The organism is Oribacterium sp. WCC10, from assembly GCF_900113415.1.
Classification (GTDB): Bacteria; Bacillota; Clostridia; order Lachnospirales; family Lachnospiraceae; genus Oribacterium.
This window is the reverse complement of record NZ_FOPH01000010.1, coordinates 71,273-90,167: the sequence shown is the minus strand read 5'-3', so window position 1 is coordinate 90,167 and position 18,895 is coordinate 71,273. Positions and strand designations below refer to the sequence as shown.

20 protein-coding genes are annotated in these 18,895 nt (G+C 40.6%); 4 read left to right on the top strand and 16 right to left on the bottom strand.

Features of this window, described 5'->3' with window-relative positions; all coding sequences use genetic code 11:
- Positions 1–391: 391 nt before the first annotated feature.
- The 4 genes from BM294_RS08940 to trxA form a co-directional block, all read right to left on the bottom strand.
- Complete coding sequence (locus BM294_RS08940; protein ID WP_091207117.1) at positions 392–1,678, bottom strand: dihydroorotase; 1,287 nt, start codon at positions 1,676–1,678, stop codon at positions 392–394.
- Positions 1,679–2,205: 527 nt separating this feature from the next.
- The gene (locus BM294_RS08935) at positions 2,206–2,778 is read right to left on the bottom strand and encodes a 4Fe-4S binding protein (RefSeq protein WP_091207198.1); all 573 of its coding nucleotides are present in this window, start codon (positions 2,776–2,778) and stop codon (positions 2,206–2,208) included.
- A gap of 127 nt (positions 2,779–2,905) precedes the next feature.
- Positions 2,906–3,109: a 4Fe-4S binding protein gene (locus BM294_RS08930; protein WP_091207115.1), complete on the bottom strand. Its 204-nt coding sequence runs from the start codon at positions 3,107–3,109 to the stop codon at positions 2,906–2,908.
- A 194-nt stretch (positions 3,110–3,303) separates the two neighbouring features.
- Positions 3,304–3,624 (bottom strand): thioredoxin, encoded by a 321-nt coding sequence (gene trxA, locus BM294_RS08925; RefSeq protein WP_091207112.1) that lies wholly within the window; start codon positions 3,622–3,624, stop codon positions 3,304–3,306.
- A gap of 323 nt (positions 3,625–3,947) precedes the next feature.
- Here trxA and BM294_RS08920 point away from each other — a divergent pair, with 323 nt between their 5' ends.
- The gene (locus BM294_RS08920; RefSeq protein WP_091207109.1) at positions 3,948–4,142 is read left to right on the top strand and encodes a helix-turn-helix domain-containing protein; all 195 of its coding nucleotides are present in this window, start codon (positions 3,948–3,950) and stop codon (positions 4,140–4,142) included.
- 81 nt (positions 4,143–4,223) lie between these two features.
- On the opposite strand, the gene BM294_RS08915 is transcribed toward BM294_RS08920, so the two are convergent.
- From BM294_RS08915 to BM294_RS08895, 5 genes are all read right to left on the bottom strand, one after another.
- Positions 4,224–5,894 carry an AAA family ATPase gene (locus BM294_RS08915; protein ID WP_091207107.1) on the bottom strand — a complete coding sequence of 557 codons (1,671 nt, stop codon included), beginning with the start codon at positions 5,892–5,894 and terminating at the stop codon, positions 4,224–4,226.
- A gap of 172 nt (positions 5,895–6,066) precedes the next feature.
- A complete protein-coding gene (locus tag BM294_RS15890) occupies positions 6,067–7,500 on the bottom strand; it encodes a YARHG domain-containing protein (RefSeq protein ID WP_091207195.1) in 1,434 nt (477 codons plus the stop codon).
- Positions 7,501–7,640: 140 nt separating this feature from the next.
- Positions 7,641–8,225, bottom strand: a complete 585-nt coding sequence (locus BM294_RS08905) for a PQQ-binding-like beta-propeller repeat protein (RefSeq protein WP_091207104.1) — start codon at positions 8,223–8,225, stop codon at positions 7,641–7,643.
- 146 nt (positions 8,226–8,371) lie between these two features.
- Positions 8,372–8,782 carry a TM2 domain-containing protein gene (locus BM294_RS08900; RefSeq protein WP_091207101.1) on the bottom strand — a complete coding sequence of 137 codons (411 nt, stop codon included), beginning with the start codon at positions 8,780–8,782 and terminating at the stop codon, positions 8,372–8,374.
- Between the two features lie 48 nt (positions 8,783–8,830).
- On the bottom strand, positions 8,831–9,874 hold the full coding sequence (locus BM294_RS08895) for an SPFH domain-containing protein (RefSeq protein ID WP_091207098.1): 1,044 nt from the start codon (positions 9,872–9,874) through the stop codon (positions 8,831–8,833).
- Positions 9,875–10,148: 274 nt separating this feature from the next.
- Between BM294_RS08895 and BM294_RS08890 the strand changes: the two genes are divergently transcribed.
- The 3 genes from BM294_RS08890 to BM294_RS08880 all read left to right on the top strand — a co-directional run bounded on the left by BM294_RS08890 (position 10,149) and on the right by BM294_RS08880 (position 11,595).
- Positions 10,149–10,364, top strand: coding sequence for a CopG family transcriptional regulator (locus BM294_RS08890; RefSeq protein WP_242944491.1), 216 nt, complete (start codon positions 10,149–10,151; stop codon positions 10,362–10,364).
- A gap of 229 nt (positions 10,365–10,593) precedes the next feature.
- Positions 10,594–10,782: a hypothetical protein gene (locus tag BM294_RS08885; protein WP_091207096.1), complete on the top strand. Its 189-nt coding sequence runs from the start codon at positions 10,594–10,596 to the stop codon at positions 10,780–10,782.
- Positions 10,783–10,797: 15 nt separating this feature from the next.
- The gene (locus tag BM294_RS08880) at positions 10,798–11,595 is read left to right on the top strand and encodes a hypothetical protein (protein WP_091207093.1); all 798 of its coding nucleotides are present in this window, start codon (positions 10,798–10,800) and stop codon (positions 11,593–11,595) included.
- A gap of 177 nt (positions 11,596–11,772) precedes the next feature.
- On the opposite strand, the gene BM294_RS08875 is transcribed toward BM294_RS08880, so the two are convergent.
- The 7 genes from BM294_RS08875 to BM294_RS08850 all read right to left on the bottom strand — a co-directional run bounded on the left by BM294_RS08875 (position 11,773) and on the right by BM294_RS08850 (position 18,879).
- Complete coding sequence (locus tag BM294_RS08875) at positions 11,773–13,149, bottom strand: O-fucosyltransferase family protein (protein WP_091207091.1); 1,377 nt, start codon at positions 13,147–13,149, stop codon at positions 11,773–11,775.
- A gap of 483 nt (positions 13,150–13,632) precedes the next feature.
- Positions 13,633–14,319, bottom strand: a complete 687-nt coding sequence (locus BM294_RS08870) for a DUF3089 domain-containing protein (protein ID WP_091207088.1) — start codon at positions 14,317–14,319, stop codon at positions 13,633–13,635.
- The gene (locus BM294_RS08865; RefSeq protein WP_091207190.1) at positions 14,241–14,648 is read right to left on the bottom strand and encodes a DUF3089 domain-containing protein; all 408 of its coding nucleotides are present in this window, start codon (positions 14,646–14,648) and stop codon (positions 14,241–14,243) included. Before BM294_RS08865 ends, BM294_RS08870 begins: the two co-directional genes overlap by 79 nt.
- Positions 14,649–14,714: 66 nt before the next feature.
- A complete protein-coding gene (locus tag BM294_RS08860) occupies positions 14,715–15,338 on the bottom strand; it encodes a histidine phosphatase family protein (RefSeq protein ID WP_091207085.1) in 624 nt (207 codons plus the stop codon).
- Between the two features lie 149 nt (positions 15,339–15,487).
- On the bottom strand, positions 15,488–15,700 hold the full coding sequence (locus BM294_RS15695) for a hypothetical protein (RefSeq protein ID WP_139225866.1): 213 nt from the start codon (positions 15,698–15,700) through the stop codon (positions 15,488–15,490).
- Between the two features lie 349 nt (positions 15,701–16,049).
- Positions 16,050–16,760: a response regulator transcription factor gene (locus tag BM294_RS08855; protein ID WP_091207083.1), complete on the bottom strand. Its 711-nt coding sequence runs from the start codon at positions 16,758–16,760 to the stop codon at positions 16,050–16,052.
- Positions 16,761–16,896: 136 nt separating this feature from the next.
- Positions 16,897–18,879, bottom strand: a complete 1,983-nt coding sequence (locus BM294_RS08850) for an ATP-binding protein (RefSeq protein WP_091207080.1) — start codon at positions 18,877–18,879, stop codon at positions 16,897–16,899.
- Positions 18,880–18,895: the final 16 nt, after the last annotated feature.

The following is an 18,895-nucleotide window of genomic DNA, read 5'->3' as shown; positions in this document are numbered from 1 at the left end:
CTAAGGTTATCTTCGGCAAGTTTTCTGTTTTTATAAAAATATATGTCGGAATTATTTTTAGTGAGGATTTTTAAGATGATGTGTGCGTTTGGCGCTAATCAGTGAGTGGCAAATACTTTTGACACTCACGTCTTACGATGATAGGGATTGGATACCTGATAGGGAAATATGAAAGGATTTTTTTGCGGGTTTTCAGCGCGGTTTAAGAATAATGGTCTAGTATATGCCCATCAGATGGGGCATGCATCATCCATCTGATACTCGCCTATATAGTGATGTTGATATCAAAACTACTCGCCAACTGTTTTGAACATACATCTTCATAATGAATGCAAAAAAGCCGGTGAATGTGATGTCACCGGCTCTCATCAAAAATCAATACCATCTGAACTCAGCCTTCATCCTGATATACCGTCCTTCCACTACAGATTGTGGTTTTGACTTTGCCGTACAGACTCATTCCGATGAAGGGAGAATTTGTCGCTTTTGAGTGGAAGTGATCTGGAACGGTCCACTGCTCTTCTGCATCAAAGATTACAATGTCGGCAGGGGCTCCGATTGACAGGGTTCCTGCATTAAGCTTATAAAGCTGTGCAGGATTCACGGTTAATGCCTTTATGATCTGTGAAAGTGTCAGATCCCCGGTACGTACCGTATGGGTAATAATGAGGCCGAGAGCTGTTTCAAGACCTATCATGCCGCTTGGGGCTTCAGATATGGGTTTGGCTTTTTCTTCTGCACTGTGAGGTGCATGATCGGTTGCTATCATATCTATGGTTCCGTCGGCGAGGCCACGGATAAGTGCCTTTCGGTCCTCTTCTGTACGGAGAGGAGGATTGACTCTGGCAAGGGATCCTTTAGATAGAACAAGATCCTCGGTTGAGGCAAGATGCTGCGGAGTTACTTCGCCGTATACCCTTATGCCCATCTTCTTCGCAGCTCTGAGCACATCCACAGTTACACCGCTTGAGATATGCTGGATATCGAGCTTTGCGCCTATCTTACGGTTAAGCATTATATCTCTTGCGGCCAGAACGTACTCGGCTTCGTCAGGAGCGCCACCCAGGTTGAGGGCTTCTGAAACCGCTCCTTTATTGACTCCTGCGCTTTGCATGAGAGCCGGATCTTCTTCGTGAAGAGAGATGGGGACATCAAGCTTCTTACAGGTTTTTAATGCATTGACCATGAGGCGCTCGTCAGAAATGGGAACACCGTCATCTGTGAAGCCCACGGCTCCGGCAGTGAGCAAAGATTTCATATCCGTGAGTTCTTTCCCCTGCATACCCATGGTGACATTGGCAGTCTGCAGGACGTGTACAGGTAACTGTTTTTCGCGGGAGACAAGTTCTTTGAGAGTTTCTGCGGAATCAACAGGAGGCTTGGTGTTTGCCATGCAGATAACTGTGGTGTAACCGCCCGCAGCAGCAGCTGAAGCGCCTGTTGTGATATCCTCTTTGTAAGTGAGACCGGGATCACGGAAATGTACATGAACGTCTACAAATCCCGGAGCCACGACTTTACCGGTGGCATCATAGATATAGTCATATTCTGTTTCGGTGCTGCTTTCAGCAATGTTTCCGATTTCCTTTATGTATCCATTATCATCGATAACAATATCTGCGATTTCGTCAATGTTGTTTGCCGGGTCGATGACTCTTCCGTGTTTTATGAGTTTCATGTGGGCCTCCGTGTAAGATGATTTTTATTTTGCTTATCATAACACAACTCACAGATGTCTGCGAGTTTGGGCGAACATAGTGTGATGGTAGAAAGAAAGCATTTCGATGAAAAATGATTTATGGCAAACAAAAAGAGGTAAGCCATTGTATTGGTCACTTACCTCTAACTTGCTGTAGGTTTCATAGCCTACCTCCACTGTCGAGACGTTAATCAGTAACACTTTTTCATGAAACTGACTAACACTAGATATCAAGTTTTTTTGGATTCTTAATACTATAATCTCGTAGGTTTTTGCTTAAATATAGTATAGATTATTGTGAGGGTTTTAGCAAGAATTTCGTAAGAAATAAGTTATAAAAAATATATATGGCGAGTATATATACTTTCGATTTGACTTTAAGGAGGATTTTGATGCTATGAAATTCCATGAAAGAGGCAATAAAAATAAGCAGGCAGATGATCTTCTGTCCGCTTATCATAAGTGCATTTATATATGATGCTTGAATGAAGCAAACTATGACGAATTCAGTGATTCTTCAGCTTGCAGATGCCTTGTGTCATGGTACCCATAGGGCAGAATGTACACCAGCTTCTCGGTTTAAAAAGAACCATAACGATAATGCCTATGAGAGTTGATGTAAGCATCAGGCTGTAAAAACCAAAGCTGAACTGTGCAATCCAGTCAAGGGTGGTTCCCTGTGTATAGGCCCAGCCCCATGGAACCTTGAATGTCCAAAACAGCTTTACTACTTCACGGAGACTGTTTGCTCCGGAAAAAACCAGATATGTCTGATAGATGATATTGGAAAACATGGTCAGGAAAAATATAAGGAATCCGTATCTGAACCACTTTGATACCATCCATTTAGGTGTTTTGTGGTTGGATGAGCACTTCAGGTCAGTACCAAGCTTGTTGAGAAGCTGTCCTCTTCCGCACATATTGTTGCAGAAAAATTTGTTGCCGCCGAATATTGCAAAGATCAGGGGCAGGAAAAAGTCTATCATTCCAAGCCAGGCAAAAAGTATATTAAAGAAGCCCAGGGCGAAATATATGATGGACCAGATCCAAAGATAGTCATACCATTGTTTTTTCAAAATGTTTCTCCTTTGCAGGTGGTGAGATTTGATGGTAAAAACATTGCCACTTACCCGGATATACGTAATGACAACATGAAGTGTAAAGTTATGAAGCCGGGTGGTGTTCAATGAACTGTATTCTATTATTTTAAACGGCAATGCGAGGGGTAATGCTGATGCAGTCTGCGGGACAGGTCCCGGCACACTTGCCGCACCCTACGCAAAGGTCTGCATTAACAAAAGAAAAACATCCGTTTTTGATGGAAATAGCCTGCCGAGGACACACCTTGGTGCAGGCGCCACAGGCAACACAAATGTCTTTGTCAACTGAAGCTACGTTTTTTGATGCCATGTTAATCTCCTGAAAAAATATTTCCGAAGGTGGCAAGACCTTCGGAAATGAAATAATCATGTGAAGTGAAACTCCTGTGGCTGTCCGAGTATGCTTTTGATACTCACGTCAACTTATGTGATATGTATGTCATGTTTTGTAAAGCAGAATCAAGGAGTACATCACTCTTTTGCGATATCGGTGCTGAGTCTATATCATCCGAGAAGGCCGTTAAGCTTCTCTTCAAGAGCCTCCTTGGGAAGTGCGCCGACAACATTGTCTACAACCTTGCCGCCCTTAATGAAGAAGAATGAAGGGATGCTGCGTACACCGAAAGTTGTTGCGAGTTCCATCTCCTCATCAGAGTTAACCTTACCGATCTTGATCTTTCCGTCGTACTCTTCTGCAAGAGCCTCAACGATAGGCATCATCATCTTGCAAGGTCCGCACCAGTCTGCATAAAAGTCAATCATTACAGGTACGTCGCTCTCTAAAACTTCCTTTGTGTAATTATCCTTTGTGAACTTGTATTCCATGTTTATATCCTCCGTTTTTTACTTTGATTATGATCCGGGAAAATATGCAGCACATTGCACACGAATGTGTGCGTTGGCGCTAATCGGTGAGTGGTTAATACTTTTGATACTCACGTCATAATATCATTTTACCCGGGAGTCTGTGTATAAATGTTAATGCGCTTTAGGTTGCGCACTATTTAATTGATAATCTTAGTATACACGGTATGAAAAACTTATCAAGTACGCAGTTAAAAAATATCAGGTAAGAAAAAACTGAGTTAATCAGTTTTTCATTAGAATGGTCTGGCCTAATGTCATGATTTCATCATCCAAAACGGCAAATAATAGGCTTCTCCGAGTACGTTTACACAAGAAAGATCGAGCATGCAAAGAAGATGCTTCTCTCCGATGATATGAAAGTCTATGAAGTGGCGGATGCTTTGGGGTTTGAATCAGCCTACTACTTCTCAAAGGTATTTAAAAAAGTGACCGGAGTTTCTCCCAGGGAATTTATTCAGGCGAAGACGGAAGGATAAAAAAGCTTTGACAGGATAGTTTCATAACAAAAACCTACCCGGGAATTTTCCCTTGGTAGGTTTTGTTAGATGGTGTAAAAATCACCCCTCTTTTATCAGAAGTTCCTTTCCTTCGAAAGCAAAGGCAAACTTTTTTATCTTGTTTTTTTCATAGCCGGCTGAAAGGAGCTCGCTCTCATACTTCTTATCATTAATCTGTTTCAATGCCATATCACAAAGCTCATCAAGTGATTCTTCTTTTTCGCTTCTGCGCTTTGACTTAAACTCAATGATGACAGCATTGTCTTTTTTATCCTTTGGACGGAGCATCACATCATATCGACCAAGACCGCTTTCACGGTTTGATTTTATTTCGTATCTGTCTCTTAGTTCAACCAGAAGACCTATCACAAGACCGTGGTAGAAATTTTCAGGAGCAGCTCTTCCGCTGCCATCAAAGGAACTGATCATATCCTCACAGATTTCTGACAGGGTATCCATCATGTCATCGATGTTGCCCTCAAGGAGACCTTTCACGAAATAACTGTAATTTGATCCCACATTTTCGAACCATCTTCTGACAAGCAAATCAAAGCTGTCCCGTACCTCGTGATTTGTGAGCTTAAGACAATACATGGCCTTGTTGCCTTCACCAACCACTGACAACGGCTTCAGATATCCGCTTGCAAACAGAAGACTCCATATAGCTTTTTCATTTCCTTCCATTTCTCCGTAAACAAGCTGCTCATCTATCTCTGTTTCTATATTTCCTCCCTGCAGCAGGTTCTCGAAGGATTTCTTTATCTCAACGCTTCCTTCTCTTACAAGTTTTGAGATCAGCGAGTTTGAACTGGTATTTGCCCAGTAAGAATCGTACTTACCTTCCTGAAGAAATGAGATGATGGACCAGGGATTATATATATCTTCGGTATTTCCGAACTTAAATCCGTCATACCATGCCTTTACTTTCTCTTTTTCTTCACCGTAGCCATAAGCGTCTAATGCTTCAAACACTTCTTCTTCCGTAAATCCAAAACAATCTGCATACTTTTCAGAAGAAATAGTAACCATTTTGAGGTTGTTTAAGTCTGAAAACAATGATTCACGGCTGACTCTTGTGATTCCCGTAAGCAGCGCTCTCCCAAGATATGGATTTGTTTTCAGGGTAGAATTGAACATATTCCTTATAAATCCAACCAGTTCATCCCAGTATCCGTTTACATAGGCTTCCTGCATGGGAGTGTCATATTCATCAATCAGGATAATGACCTTTTTACCGTAATAATCACTGAGCCACTTGCAAAAGTTATTTATGCAGTTTGCCGTAATATCGGCATCCATGTCTATAGATATTTTGTTATAAAAATCAAGGTCAGAAGCATCGAGACTCTCCTTAAGAAAAGACAGTTCCGAACGCATTTGATTGAACATAATGTTGAATTTTGTAACTGCGCTTTTATAGCTACCGGATTTAACACCGGCAAAGGTAATAAAGATCACCGGCCACTTGCCGCACTCTTTCATGAGCTCAGCATCATTGGAAATGTTTAATCCTTTAAAGAGTTCCTCATTGTCTTTCTTTCTTGCAGAGAAAAACTCCTCCACAGTACTAAGCATAAGGGTTTTTCCGAAGCGCCTGGGCCGGGTGATTAAAGTGACATCATCCTCGCTTCTCCACCATTCGGATATGAATTTAGTTTTATCAATATAAAAGGCATTTGCTCGTATAACCTTTTCAAAATTCTGTATACCTAATCCCACTGTTTTTAACATGTGAATATACCTCGTATCAGATCTTCGATATCTATGCTAATACTAGCATAATTCCCATGCCCTCACAACGCACCACGGAAGCAATAAAGGTTCGATACAATCAAACGCTCCCGGATCTTAAGCGGATCCGAGGGGAATATAGAAAAAATGCTAAGCGTAAAAACATCGATTTTCAATAGCCGTAATTGATATGATTTTTAATGTCATCGGTTATCCTGTGATATACGTTCACATTTTGGTATTCATCTGCCACAGTAATGGTGTCGTAACCATCAAATATCAGTGCGCGGGTAGATGAATATCCCTTGTAATATGAAGTAATATAAAACGGTGTATTTGCAGAAATCGTCTCAACACTTCCATTGGGAGAGCCTTTATAGCTTTCTGCTACCCAAACATCATAGGTGCCATAAATATTATTTGTTATTTCAACATAACCGGTTAAAGGGCCATCTCTGTCACCGGTAACCATATACACGCCCCCATCTTCGACATATATTCCGGCAGGATCTTTCATTGCTGAAACATTCTGACCATTTGCCGGGGCCAGGAGTTGTATATTATATTTCTCAGTTGCGGAAAGCACATTTTCATTGAAACTTGCCGGCTCAACGGTGCCTCTGTACCAGCTGCATTGATTAAAATGTTGTTGGAGTTCCGAATCGTTAAATTTTCTTCCGTGTCGGGCGTAGATTTCATTAACGGCAATACGTTTATCAGCATCACTCAAGAAACTAACATCGTCTTCGGATAGCTCTATTTGTGAACTATACCAGATGACATATTCGGAAGAAGCAAGGGCTTCTACAGGTTCCTCGATTAAAAGCAAATAGGGACCATTACCACTGGGATTTCCAGATTCATCCCACTCTTGTGCTAAACAATTAATATAATAATCATTGAATCTGGCATAAAAGCTATCTACTTCTTCTGGGGCACATAAATAGAGAAATCCTTTTTCATTTGAATACTCTACAATAGAGGCTTCCCCATCATTTTTGGGATCTTCGCCGAGACGGTAGGAGGTTAAGGTGCCGTCATTAAATTCGAGTCTGTCGTTATTAAAGGTACATGTCATTTCGGACCTAAAACCACTATTCCACCCGGAAGAACCGGATGATCTAACTATATAGAAATTCCCATTTTTTTCTATAGCTAGTTCATAGCGAAGTCCCCCATAACGGCCCCACACACCTATAAAGTTTGATGAATCAACGGCTGATAGAGAAGAATTCAAGCCATCTTTATGTGATATATTGTTTTTTAAATCCGAGGATTCTTCGTAATCCGCTAAGGGTGAATTATCATTATCAATGGTAGATTCCTGTATGCTATCCGCTATAGTATTTTTTGAGCGTGAAAAGCTGGAAGAAAACAATAAAAAAATAACAATCACCAGTAAAGAAAGTAAGATATAGACGAATGGACGATCACTAAGTCTTTTAATATGATTTTGTAGTTCATCAGATTGATGAATACGATTTGAATCAACTGTATTATTGGATTGGTGTGTCTTCTGATGAACCAGCTTTTCGCCACAATACTTACATTCAGTTGCATTTGGCTCATTAGGTGCACCACATTCAGGACATTTGTTTTCTGTCATGGCAAACTCCTTATTTAAATGCTGTATGATGAGAACATTATAATAAACAGCATATACCTGAATTATTCAGATGCGTGAATAATTCAGGTATATCTTTGTTGGTTATAATTAGTAAAAGTTACTAGAGGAACTTTTTACCACTACTCAATAATTCCAAAATACTTCGTTACATCAAACTTTACGGGATAATACCCTTCTCCGTAGGTATTATTTAGACCATATGTGAGTATGATATCATTACCTGATGAGAAACTTAGAGATTCCGGCCAGGCATATTGACTGTTTATAGAATTAACTCTGCTTAATGTAGTCCCGTCTGTGTTAAGTATGTAAAAATCAGGACCATACCATCCACTCATATAAAGTTTTCCGGATGAGCTGAATGTATATGCAGAACATGATCCTCCAAAATCAGAATTTTTAATTAGGATTGTTCCTGTCTGTGGGTCAAGAATATAAACCGAACCATCAAATACAGCGTATGCAAATCCATTATGTATGCCTAAATAAGTGCCGCTAGAAGCTTCAGTCATAGGAGCTGTTCCTAAATAGGTATTCCATAATACATTTCCAGTGTACTGATCAATTCCGGTTATGGAAGCATGCTCATAATACGCCTCGTCCCAAGTATTCATAGTGATGTAGGGGGTATTAGCCAAGGCAGTCATACTAAAAATAATAATGAATGCCGTCAGGCATAATATGTATTTTCTTAGTGCGTTCATAGTCTCCTCCATGTATTTCGGATATGCTTTAATCGAGGGTTATATATGATTTAATTCACTTATCCTATGACTTTTCCATAGAAAATATAGAAACAGACAAGACATAAGAAGCCAATATAATATCTTGAAGATTTTAATTAAGAGTTTCATTGTAACCTCACATGATGTTTCAACTGGAAGTTTTCATCATTTGAACACAGATATATTATTCCTTCGATTAAACTAATTATTCCGGGAATATAAGTCCAACAGAACAAAAGATAAAGTACCCCCATTCCTGTTTTTCCCAGATAAAATTTATGTGCGCCAAAACTGCCTAAGAATATAGCCAGTACACCTGCGGTGGTTTTACTCTTAATCGGCCAGTAGGGACTAATTCCACTCACATAGTTTGGTCTCATTTGTGGTTGTGGAATAGGTCTCTGATCAACTATATAAGTGGGTTGAGGTTGAGATTGTGATATCTGTTGATGAACCAGTTTCTCACCGCAATACTTGCATTCAGTGGCGCTTGGATCAATAGGTGCTCCACATTGTGGACATTTGTTTTCTGCCATGATAAGATTCCTTTCTTTAAAATGGTGAAATTATAAAATAAGGTTTATTCATACTCTCTTCCCGCATTGAGGACAGAATTTTGTTCCAGGTGCTAATGTATTACCACATTCACAGGTTGTTTGATTGTAACTGAAACCGCACTGAGGACAGAACCTGGAATTACCAGGGATTCTATTGCCGCATTGAACACATACTTTCGTATCACCTCTGCTAATAGGATTTCCAATTGTTTGTCCCATGGAAGCACCGAGATTCATTGCAGCGCCCAAACCTATTCCACCCGCGGCAAAAGCGCCCGCAACTCCATTTTTATTGTTTGCAGCGCCTTCATATACATCAAAGGATCTTTTAGTTACATACCTATCATCGCCCATAATTTCAAATTCAGCTTTATTTTCGAGAATCTTATTGATCTTTTCGAAATCTTCATCCGGGAAATTGATTGATTGAATAAAAAAGTTAGTAACTTTAAATCCATATTTTTCAAATTCGGGACTAAGTTGTTCTTTGACCTTTTCGGAAATCTCTTCCATTTTTGCTGAAATTTCCAATGCAGAAATACCATCGGAGATAATAGTATTAGCAATATAGGATTTAACTTTAAGTACCAAAATTCCTCTGAAGTATTCTTTGACCTTGTCAAATTTCACTATGTCAGCCTGTTGCATACCACCTATGACGGACCTGAAAAGATAGGGGGCATCGAAAACACTAAGTCCCATTTGACCAAATGATCTGATTCTGAGTTTTACATAGTATTTAGGATCAATAAGCTGGATAGGGTCAATAGTTCCCCAGGTTATATCGAGACGTACAGTTGTATTGATAAAGTAAACTTCTGCGCTGAAAGGAGTTCTTCCTCCAAAGGGTAAGTTTACAATTCCCTTCAATATAGGGAGATTTTCAGTGGTTAATGTATATGTTCCGGGATAAAACAAATCTCCCATTCGTCCGTGGTTGACAAATAAAGCAATTTGACCTTCCTGAACTATAAGTTGTGTTCCTAAAACCAACGATTCTGATGGATATTTGTAAATAAGCCAATCACGACTTCTTAAACCATCAAAACGAACAACATCTATTATTGCCATAATAACGCTCCTCATCTCCTATAAACGTATGATTACGTACGTTTATTTTTGAAATACAGATGTAAATCCAAACAGCTTTTTAAAAGCCTTTTTTATAATATTTTTTCATGCAAGTCGCTGATTTAAGTTTTCGTTAGTGTAAGACATAAATGAGAATGAACAAATAATATGTTATGAGAATAACATCGGCGATAACATATTAAATATAAGCCAAATGAGCATATCAATATATTATAATTTAAGTTTAAAATTCCTGTTAAAAGGAGTTCATATCATGGCAGGAATATCAATAACAAATAATAAACTTATTATAAAATCCAAAGCAAAGGCAAAGGGTGATGATGGTTATAAGGTTTTTTCGATTCGTTTGAGGGAAGAACTATATGAGAATCTGACTAAAATTTCAGACCAGGCAGGCTATAGCAGAAATGAGCTGATTTCCATGTTTTTGGAATATGCCTGTGCAAATTGTGAAATAGAAGAAAATTAAAAAATCTCCCTCTCCCTGCGGCCATTTTTTGGCACTATACGGTTGATATCTAACCGGGGCGAGGGGATTTTTTTTGAGTGTTTTATAGAAGCTTCCTCTGATTAATAGAAGTTTAGAAAAGGATATCGGGTTTCGTATAAACTCAATACCATGTATAATTTGAATTGTGGAAATAACGGAAATCTTTTATCGAGATTTTTTGCTTGCCCACAGGGCGGAGGTACCGGATATGTGTATAACAGAATTTAATGAAAAAACCTTTGTGAATGGAATAAAGGAGGAGGGACTTGAACTGGGTATTCTTAAGTCCATAAGAAAATTACTGGATAATGGTGGCACAGAGGAAATGGCCAGAAAACTCCTTGATGCTACAGACGAGCAACTGGAGATGGCCAAAAAGTTGAAAGTCTCGGAGTAAGAGGAAAATCAAAATATGAAAAAGAATTTACAAACCTTGGCACTGACAATGATTTTTGCAGCTACACTTGGGGCATGCGGTAATTCAACAGACATTCCGGAAGCCGTAACGGAACAGGCAGAAACAACAAAGCAGATTGAAAAAACAGAAGAAGCAGTAAAATCAGTTATCACGGAGACATCCGATCATTCTGAATCTGCGGAAAGTGAAGATAAAACCGGCCCTGCCGGAAACGAGCTTCAGAGTATCCCTGAGACCATCTTAGATGCTTCAAGCAAGTCCGGTACTGATGCTCCCGATGAAGGTGAACACATTCCCGTGGATGTTTCAGAATGTAAAACATTTGATCAGGTAATCTCTAAGCTTTCAAAGGATATGGGCTATGCAAATGTGAAGCTTGGAAATACGGATACTCTTTTAGTGGCATCAAAGACCATCAGCTTCGGGGAAAAAGAAACTGTGGAAGCTGTTGATGCTGATATTTACATGGCAGATGGGGATAAGATTCTGTACTGTGGTTATGTGACATCCGGGGGTTCGGCAAATCCCCTTGCTGTTTCAGAGGGATATCTCTATGCTGTTTCTCATCATTCAACAAAAAAGTATACCGTTACAGATGACGGAGTACTTGCGATTGATGAAGAAGTAACTGAAAAGTTTGATAAGGCTGGAAATGTTTCATACCATAGCTATTCGGATATTCATGTTCAGGATGCGTGTGAAAACGGTGTTGTGGAATATGATGCACCTTTACGGAGATTAAACAAAGAGTACTCAGATTCTGATGTTATTGAGTTTACTGTTGTGAAATAAAATAAACAGCAAAAAACCGGGCTTTGTGAGGCCCGGTTTTTTATTTTAGCGATATTTATATTTGAATCTCAGTGCATTTGTGAATGGTGATTTGGATTTAATTTATGTAATGGTGTCATCTATATTACTCAAACTACTACTATGTATTTAGTGGTTACTCATATTTTATAAGTATGTTTAGCTTTCGGTTAGGGGATTAAATATATACTGATGTTCAAATTTGCCTGCATTAAAACCTAAAACCATTTTTGTACCGCTGCAGGTTCCGCTGGCTATGAAGCTGTTGCATTTTGCCAGAAATCTTAGCGCATAGAAATAATTGACAGTAATGTCCTCGAGCGCCGCCTCATAAGCTTCTCCTGTCCTCTTTTCCTTTTCAAGATCTTTGATCAGATGTATATTTTTGAAATCCGATACTGAAAATCTCTCCTGTGCTATCACACGGACTTTATCTTTGCCAAATTCGGAGAATATGGCATCCAGAGCATCATTATCTTCGGTTGCGAGAAAAATCTTGTCAAAATGATACTCTTCCATGAATTCTCTGATCTTAGGGATCAGTATCTTTGCGGAAGCCTGCTTATGGTTTGCACCAACTTCCGTTAGCTTGTAATCAGTTCCTCGGATCAGAACACCCAGTACCTTATCATCACCAAACACCGCCTCATAGTATTCATCAATCTGATTATTGAATTCATCATCGATAACCGTTTCCTTTAACGGAATCTGCATCATTTGGAAGGTCGGTATGACATACAGCTTGATAAAGTCGGCACAAATACAGGTATTTTCCTCATTTGCATCTGACGGCCTTTTCTTAAGAACAAAATATCTGTTCAGCATCTCATCGCTGTATCTTGAACAATGCTCTTTCAGAAAGCATTCAATGCCGAATCCGGCAAGCAGTGCCTCAATCTTGTTATAGGTATCCAGGATTGCTCCAATGCCGATGATTTTATCGAACTCTATTTGGCAATACTTTATTTTTGACAGGTCTTTGCCATCTGCAAGTCCCTGCACGAAAAATATCTCGCTGAAAAGAGGAATGGAGTGATTTTTTTTCACATCTCCCATGTATATACCGATCACAAAATCCTTTGTGATGATCATAGAGTCCTCGCGGCCTGGAAGCTCTTCTACTATGTGTACATTGGCCATATCAGACATGAACAGGCTGATTCGGGAATCCGTTACGTAGACATGCATATCAAGCTTTAATGCTGCGAGCTTTGCGATCACAACCGAGTACTCAGTTAATTCCTCAATCTCAAGTGAACCAAAGCGTTTTATCAGTGACAGATTCAGGGTGCGGTCATCATTTTCGTCGTAATTGTTGAAGTTGAAAAACAGCTCGGAGAAACCATTGTCCTGAGCGCCTTTGCTGGTCTTTATCGTGTAATTATTGTCGATTTTTTGGAGATCGTACAGCGGCTGATCATCCTTGTACACATGGCAGTATTCCAGCTGCTTTCTCAGTGCTTCATGAAATACATCCTCACCATGGCTCAGTTTGTCTCCGGCTTTCTCGCTGTCAAATTCTGATACTTTGTACATCGTATCATTCCTTTCTGCCAATGTATCTCTAAGAGATACTGTATAACGTTATGATCTATATCGACGAAAGTGTCTAATACGATTAGTTTAGTATAGTACCGGGTTATAAAACTACAGGACATTCCTGCACAGTGACAGGCACCAATGGTTCCGGAACTGGCAATTCCTGTCTTCTCAACTATTTTCGCTCTGCTGATTCCCTTGTTTTCAGAGCTTAACGCTTCGATTATCTTTATATACTGATCCGGCTTTTTAAATAGTGCCCTGTATAGATTATTATATTCTTTTCGAAGTGGTGCATCTTCTGCAAAGAAAAGCTCATCTATATTTTGAGGAAGGCTCCGCCTTTTTCTTCCACAACATACCTTTTCGAAAGAGTTATGGAAATTTTATCTGGTGTGATCGTAGCACCAATGGAAGCTTCTTCTGGTCTTTCTTTATATAGTTTAAGTTAGATACAATTAACAGCCCCTTAGAGTTTTACTAATGACCGGCCTTATAAGAAGCAATACGTTTTGCTACGTTGTCCTTGATGTTGTTGTAATAGATTGTGTAGTCGTCTTCATGGAAGCTTTGAGGCCCGAAGAATTCAGCTGCTGCATACTGGTCATATCTGGTGTTCGTTACGACCACGCTGCGGTCGAGAACTATCTGTGCGTCAGCGCCTATGTCGGTAATCTCATATTCTCCTGTTTCTTCGTTCAGCATTAATGAGCCCAGGTTTTCGCTGGCCGGGGCATAGGTTTCATCCAGCTTCCAGTTCAAAGGGTTGATGCTGATGGCACCCGGAAGAACTACTACATTGTGGGCGTTCTCCTCCACGTTCTTCGGTCCCTCGGTATTCCAGCTCACGATGACACCCGTGTCGGTTTCGCCGGTGGCAAACTTCAGGTGAGGGTAGGTATCGAGGTCCTCTTGTGTGACAGAGAATCCGATGACGTAGGCTGTGACCATGCGCTCGTAGTACTCGGGATGCTCCGTGAAGTAGTGCGTCAGTACATACTTGACCATTGATGAACCCTGGCTATGTCCTGCGATAATGAAGGGACGACCTGCATTATAATTCTCAAAGGAGTAATCGAGAGCTGCCTTTATATCATCGTAGGATATACCGGAGAGTGCTGCGTCAATGTTTCCGGTCTTCCTGGAGACTTCCCATGCGTAGCGCATACCGGCTGACGATAAAATGGCACAAAAACGTTTGTGGAATCTTCGTACACACTTGCATTTGTCACGTATTCTCCTAATGCACCAGCGATCATCTCGGGGGTGTCGAGGGAAGCATAATCAGGTGCACCATCTTCAAAACTCGAATCAACGTAAACTGTCGAGTAAATGTAGAACGTATCGACATCCTTGGTGATCTCCGGAATCTGTAACCAGCAATCCTCCTGAGAATAGTCAGGTGCTTCAGCATTGCTCTCGCCGGAATCAGTTTCAGTTTCCGCTGCCGGTATCGTAATTTCGGGCACTGATAACTGAGAGTTACAGCCAGACATAAAGCTATAAGACCGGAGCTTATCAACGCTGTAATTATTTTTTCATCTATAGTCTCCTTTCATACATTAGTTGTCTTTATATCTATCGATTGCCAACTCACGATCGTAGTAAATCTTGTCTTCTGCAATAAATGTTACTGCTCCATCTTTAACATCAAGAATATTCACACAGCAATTATACGGTACATGTCCATGCCAGAAATCACATGGATTCTCATACAGGAAATTCAGCATCGCTCTAAGTGCACAGCCATGTGTAGATACCAGATAAGTCTTATCATCATCTTTGGCAATAAGATCTTTCAGAAACTCCTGTGTCCTTTCCATTACGTCATTGATGCTTTCTCCCTCGGGAAACCTGTAATCAAAAACCGGTTTCTTCAGGAAGCTGATAACATTTCCATTACTGATGTTCATTCCCTCAAAGCTTCCGAAGTTCATTTCTTTAATCCGGTCGTCAAATGAAACAGAAATGCTGTTTTCGGACTCTCTGAGTATGATCTCAGCTGTGTCTCTTGCTCTTTGCAAGGGACTTGATATGCAAAAGTCAAAATGGATGCCTTTCAGGGCACGCCCTGTGATTTCGGCAAGAATATGCCCGTTTTCATTTAACGGGTCATCTGTCCATCCTTGCGCATAACCTTTTTTGTTTGCATCTGTTTCTCCATGACGAACTATATAAATACGCATTCGGTTACATCCTTTTTCAACATTTTCTTTCCGTCAAATTACACATTTTTAAGCTTTTTTATCGGAAGTTCCTTCCTTCAAAAGCAAGCTTTATTATCCTGTCTTTGGTATATTCGGGCATAAACGCTTCACACAATCTCAATTTTTTATTAGGGCATTCTGTTTCCTTTATTTTTATCATCTTTGCTAATGATACTGATGGCTGTTATCACTATACCACCGGCCATAACAGCAAGCCAGCTATGATCCCAGTTGCCTTCAATGTAGCTCCAGATAAACATGATGAATACGGAGAACATCGCTATGACAGGTATCAGTTTTTTCTCCACTCTACAGTTACGTAGTATGGTTTTTTTATTCACGCTTTTTCGAAAATTGTATACGGAGCAGTATATTCTTGTTATCTGACATTTTCGTTTCCTCCATAAGTTTTTTTGAGTTCCTTTTTTGTTTCTTAGAATCTTCCATTGATTCCTTGTTCCGTTTCTTTATGGTTTGACTTTATCATGGCTTCATTGACGTTACAATGTTTCCTGCTTATTCGGTCGTTTTTCATGTCTGTTTGGTGTAGTGCGTAATGGCGCTGGAATTCCCGGGTGATTTTACGTATCCGGTAATCCGTAAAACAAAAATGAATTAATCATCTAATGCAACAGCTCCTTTTGTAATTGAAAAAATAAAAAGCATGAACTGCCAAATAACACAAAATCATCAGTCCACTTTCAGCATCCTGTAACCGATGCCTATGTGGGTCTGTATATAGTGGGGAGAATCGGGTGAAGATTCAAGTTTTTTTCTTAAGGTCACCATAAAGACCCTCAGGGAGGCGATGTCATTGTCCCAGCTCTTGCCCCAGATATTCTCTGTGATGAAGGTATGAGTCAGCACCTTTCCGGTATTTTTGGCAAGGAGGCAGAGGAGCTTGTATTCCATAGGAGTAAGCTTAAGCTCTTCTCCGTCAAGATAGGCGCAGCCTGCCGAATAATCTATCTTCAGCTTTCCGTTAGTGTATACAGAACTGTCCTGTAAGAAGTCATTTTTCATAAGGGCAAGACGTCTTACGGTAACGCGAAGTCTTGCCAGAAGTTCTTCCACAGAGAAGGGCTTTGTCAGATAGTCGTCTGCACCTGCGTCCAATGCTTCTATCTTATCGGCATCGTCGCTTCGGGCACTTATGACTATGATAGGCATGTTTGACCAGCTTCGTATCTGCTTTATGACTTCTATTCCATCCATATCAGGAAGTCCAAGATCCAGAAAAACAACGTCAGGATTGTGTGATGAGGCCATCATGACGGCCTCGTTTGCATTTTTTGCTGTTAAGAATCTGTAATCATGGGTCTTTAATGTTGTAATGATGAGATTTTGTATAGGGATATCATCTTCTACAACCAAAACAACAGGACTATTGGAATTATTCATTTGAACCTCTTTTGATGATTTTTCGTCTATTTTTTTAAATCCACAGTGTCAATCAGGATTACAGGTAAGTATATCATGAAGCTTTACCGGTGAAGGTTTAAAATGATGAACTTAAATTTCTTAAAGCAATACTTCATTATATCTCAATTTTTGCAGAATCACGGTCCATTGGCAATGCTATTTCAAACCAACAGCCGGTTGGTGTATTGTCTTTGAGGATAATCTTTCCGTTGTGAGCCTCGACTATGGATTTACAAAGCGCAAGTCCCAGGCCAAGTCCCCTGCGTCCGTCTGCCACCTTGGATTGTCCGGTATAGAACATCTCAAAAACGTGAGGTTTTACGGAATCCGGTATTCCGGGACCGTTATCAATGACACTGACTATAACAGCATCCTCCCGCTGTTCGCTGCGTATGATGATCTCGGAACCCGTCTGTGTATTTTTAATGGCATTGTTAATGAGATTAATCAGAACCTGCATGATGAGCCTTGCATCCATATTGACGAGAAGTATGTCATCGTTGTTTTGAACGCTTATGTGATGTTGACTGACATTTCTGTCTACATGCTTCAGTGCTTCATCGATGACGTCATTCAAAACATCCATGGACATATGCAGTTCCATCTGACCGTTTTCTATTCTGGAAATAGAAAGAAGGTTCTCAACCAGGTCTGCCAGCCACTCGGAATCGTCGTAAATATCAGAGAAAATCCGTTTCAGAGTAGCTGTGTCCAGCTGTTCATAGTGATTTAAGAGGTTGCTGGCATTTCCGGATATAGACGTAAGAGGGGTACGGATATCGTGAGAAATGGAACGGAGTAGGTTGGATCTAAGCTGCTCATTACGTACCATAATGGAAGCCTTTTCCTTTTCTGCAGCATTTCTCAGACTTTCAAGTGCCAGTGCACACTCTCCCAGTATAGACATGAAAACGCTGTTTTCAAAGGTCTCCAGCGGAATACCGTTCAGACGGATGGCAATTACGCCGTAGCAATAGTTATTGAGACAGATGGCATGATACTGGGCTCCGGCAGCACTGTATTTTTCAAGTCTGAGTCCGGCAGCCTGATGGTTATGGAAGACCCAGTCTGCTATTTCGCGTTCATTATCGTCAGAGAGTTCGTCCTCATCGGAGAAGCCTGAGGAATTGAAAGCTGCTTCCTTTCCGAGATGTCCTTTATCATCCCTTGGATATATAATTACATCTTTATCCAGAAGGGTAATGATCTGATGCGCCGTTATTCTGATGACGTCTTCTGAATTTTCCGCCTTCTGCAGGAGCTGGTTTGTGTCAAAAAGAACCTTGGCTCTGAAGGCTTCCCGGGCGGACTGCCGGGCGTTCTTCTTCAGCTTGTTGGCAAGAGAACCTGTGATCAGAGATGACAGCAGCATGATACCGAAAGTGACAACGTACTCGGTCTCGTATGTGTGGAAGCTGAATTTTGGCTCGATAAAGAACCAGTTAAAAAGCAGCACGCTTGCAAGGGACCCTGTAATACTGTAAAAAGGGCTTACGGTGATGACAGATATCACCAGAACTCCCAGTATGAATACGGTAATGATATTTGACTCTGTAAAACCGAACAATGTAAAAATCAGTCCCAGCCCGGTAGAGGCCATAAGTAAAATCAGTGTGATTATTGCATCTTTCAGTGTCGGACGGATCTGATCAGAGATATGAGCTTTTTCTTTCTGTTGTTTCAGGTCGGCAACTGAATCAGGGATGATGTAAACGTCCACGTCGGGAGCATTGAGAATGATCTGCTCCGTGAGTGACATCTTGCCGAACAGATGCCGGCGCCTGGCACCGCTGCGTCCCACCACGATTTTTGTGGTGTCGGAGATGTGGGCGTATTCTGCTATCTGGAGCGGTACATCATCACCGATTATGGTGGTGATGGAAGCGCCGTTCTCCTCCGCATATTTTATGTTGTTCCGGAGTCTTGCCTTATCTCTTTCGGGAAGGCTGTCGTAGTTCGCCGGTTTGATATATAGAGCTGTAAGTGTTGCGTGGAATGCTTCTGCCATTCTGGAAGCAGCTTTGATTACTTTAATGTTGGAGGGAGATGGTGATATACATACAAGTATATGCTCTCTCTTTTCTATGGTCTTGTCCATTATTCCGGTCCTTTTA

Bases quoted from the DNA above. Each gene is read 5' to 3' on its own strand.
- BM294_RS08855 (WP_091207083.1), bottom strand. From the start codon at position 16,760: ATGAATAATTCCAATAGTCCTGTTGTTTTGGTTGTAGAAGATGATATC.
- BM294_RS08915 (WP_091207107.1), bottom strand. From the start codon at position 5,894: ATGTTAAAAACAGTGGGATTAGGTATACAGAATTTTGAAAAGGTTATA.
- BM294_RS08905 (WP_091207104.1), bottom strand. From the start codon at position 8,225: ATGAACGCACTAAGAAAATACATATTATGCCTGACGGCATTCATTATT.
- BM294_RS15890 (WP_091207195.1), bottom strand. From the start codon at position 7,500: ATGACAGAAAACAAATGTCCTGAATGTGGTGCACCTAATGAGCCAAAT.
- BM294_RS08875 (WP_091207091.1), bottom strand. From the start codon at position 13,149: ATGTACAAAGTATCAGAATTTGACAGCGAGAAAGCCGGAGACAAACTG.
- BM294_RS08890 (WP_242944491.1), top strand. From the start codon at position 10,149: ATGGCAGGAATATCAATAACAAATAATAAACTTATTATAAAATCCAAA.
- BM294_RS08850 (WP_091207080.1), bottom strand. From the start codon at position 18,879: ATGGACAAGACCATAGAAAAGAGAGAGCATATACTTGTATGTATATCA.
- BM294_RS08930 (WP_091207115.1), bottom strand. From the start codon at position 3,109: ATGGCATCAAAAAACGTAGCTTCAGTTGACAAAGACATTTGTGTTGCC.
- BM294_RS08885 (WP_091207096.1), top strand. From the start codon at position 10,594: ATGTGTATAACAGAATTTAATGAAAAAACCTTTGTGAATGGAATAAAG.
- trxA (WP_091207112.1), bottom strand. From the start codon at position 3,624: ATGGAATACAAGTTCACAAAGGATAATTACACAAAGGAAGTTTTAGAG.
- BM294_RS08900 (WP_091207101.1), bottom strand. From the start codon at position 8,782: ATGGCAGAAAACAAATGTCCACAATGTGGAGCACCTATTGATCCAAGC.
- BM294_RS08860 (WP_091207085.1), bottom strand. From the start codon at position 15,338: ATGCGTATTTATATAGTTCGTCATGGAGAAACAGATGCAAACAAAAAA.
- BM294_RS08895 (WP_091207098.1), bottom strand. From the start codon at position 9,874: ATGGCAATAATAGATGTTGTTCGTTTTGATGGTTTAAGAAGTCGTGAT.
- BM294_RS08880 (WP_091207093.1), top strand. From the start codon at position 10,798: ATGAAAAAGAATTTACAAACCTTGGCACTGACAATGATTTTTGCAGCT.
- BM294_RS08940 (WP_091207117.1), bottom strand. From the start codon at position 1,678: ATGAAACTCATAAAACACGGAAGAGTCATCGACCCGGCAAACAACATT.
- BM294_RS08865 (WP_091207190.1), bottom strand. From the start codon at position 14,648: ATGTCTGGCTGTAACTCTCAGTTATCAGTGCCCGAAATTACGATACCG.
- BM294_RS08870 (WP_091207088.1), bottom strand. From the start codon at position 14,319: ATGCGCTACGCATGGGAAGTCTCCAGGAAGACCGGAAACATTGACGCA.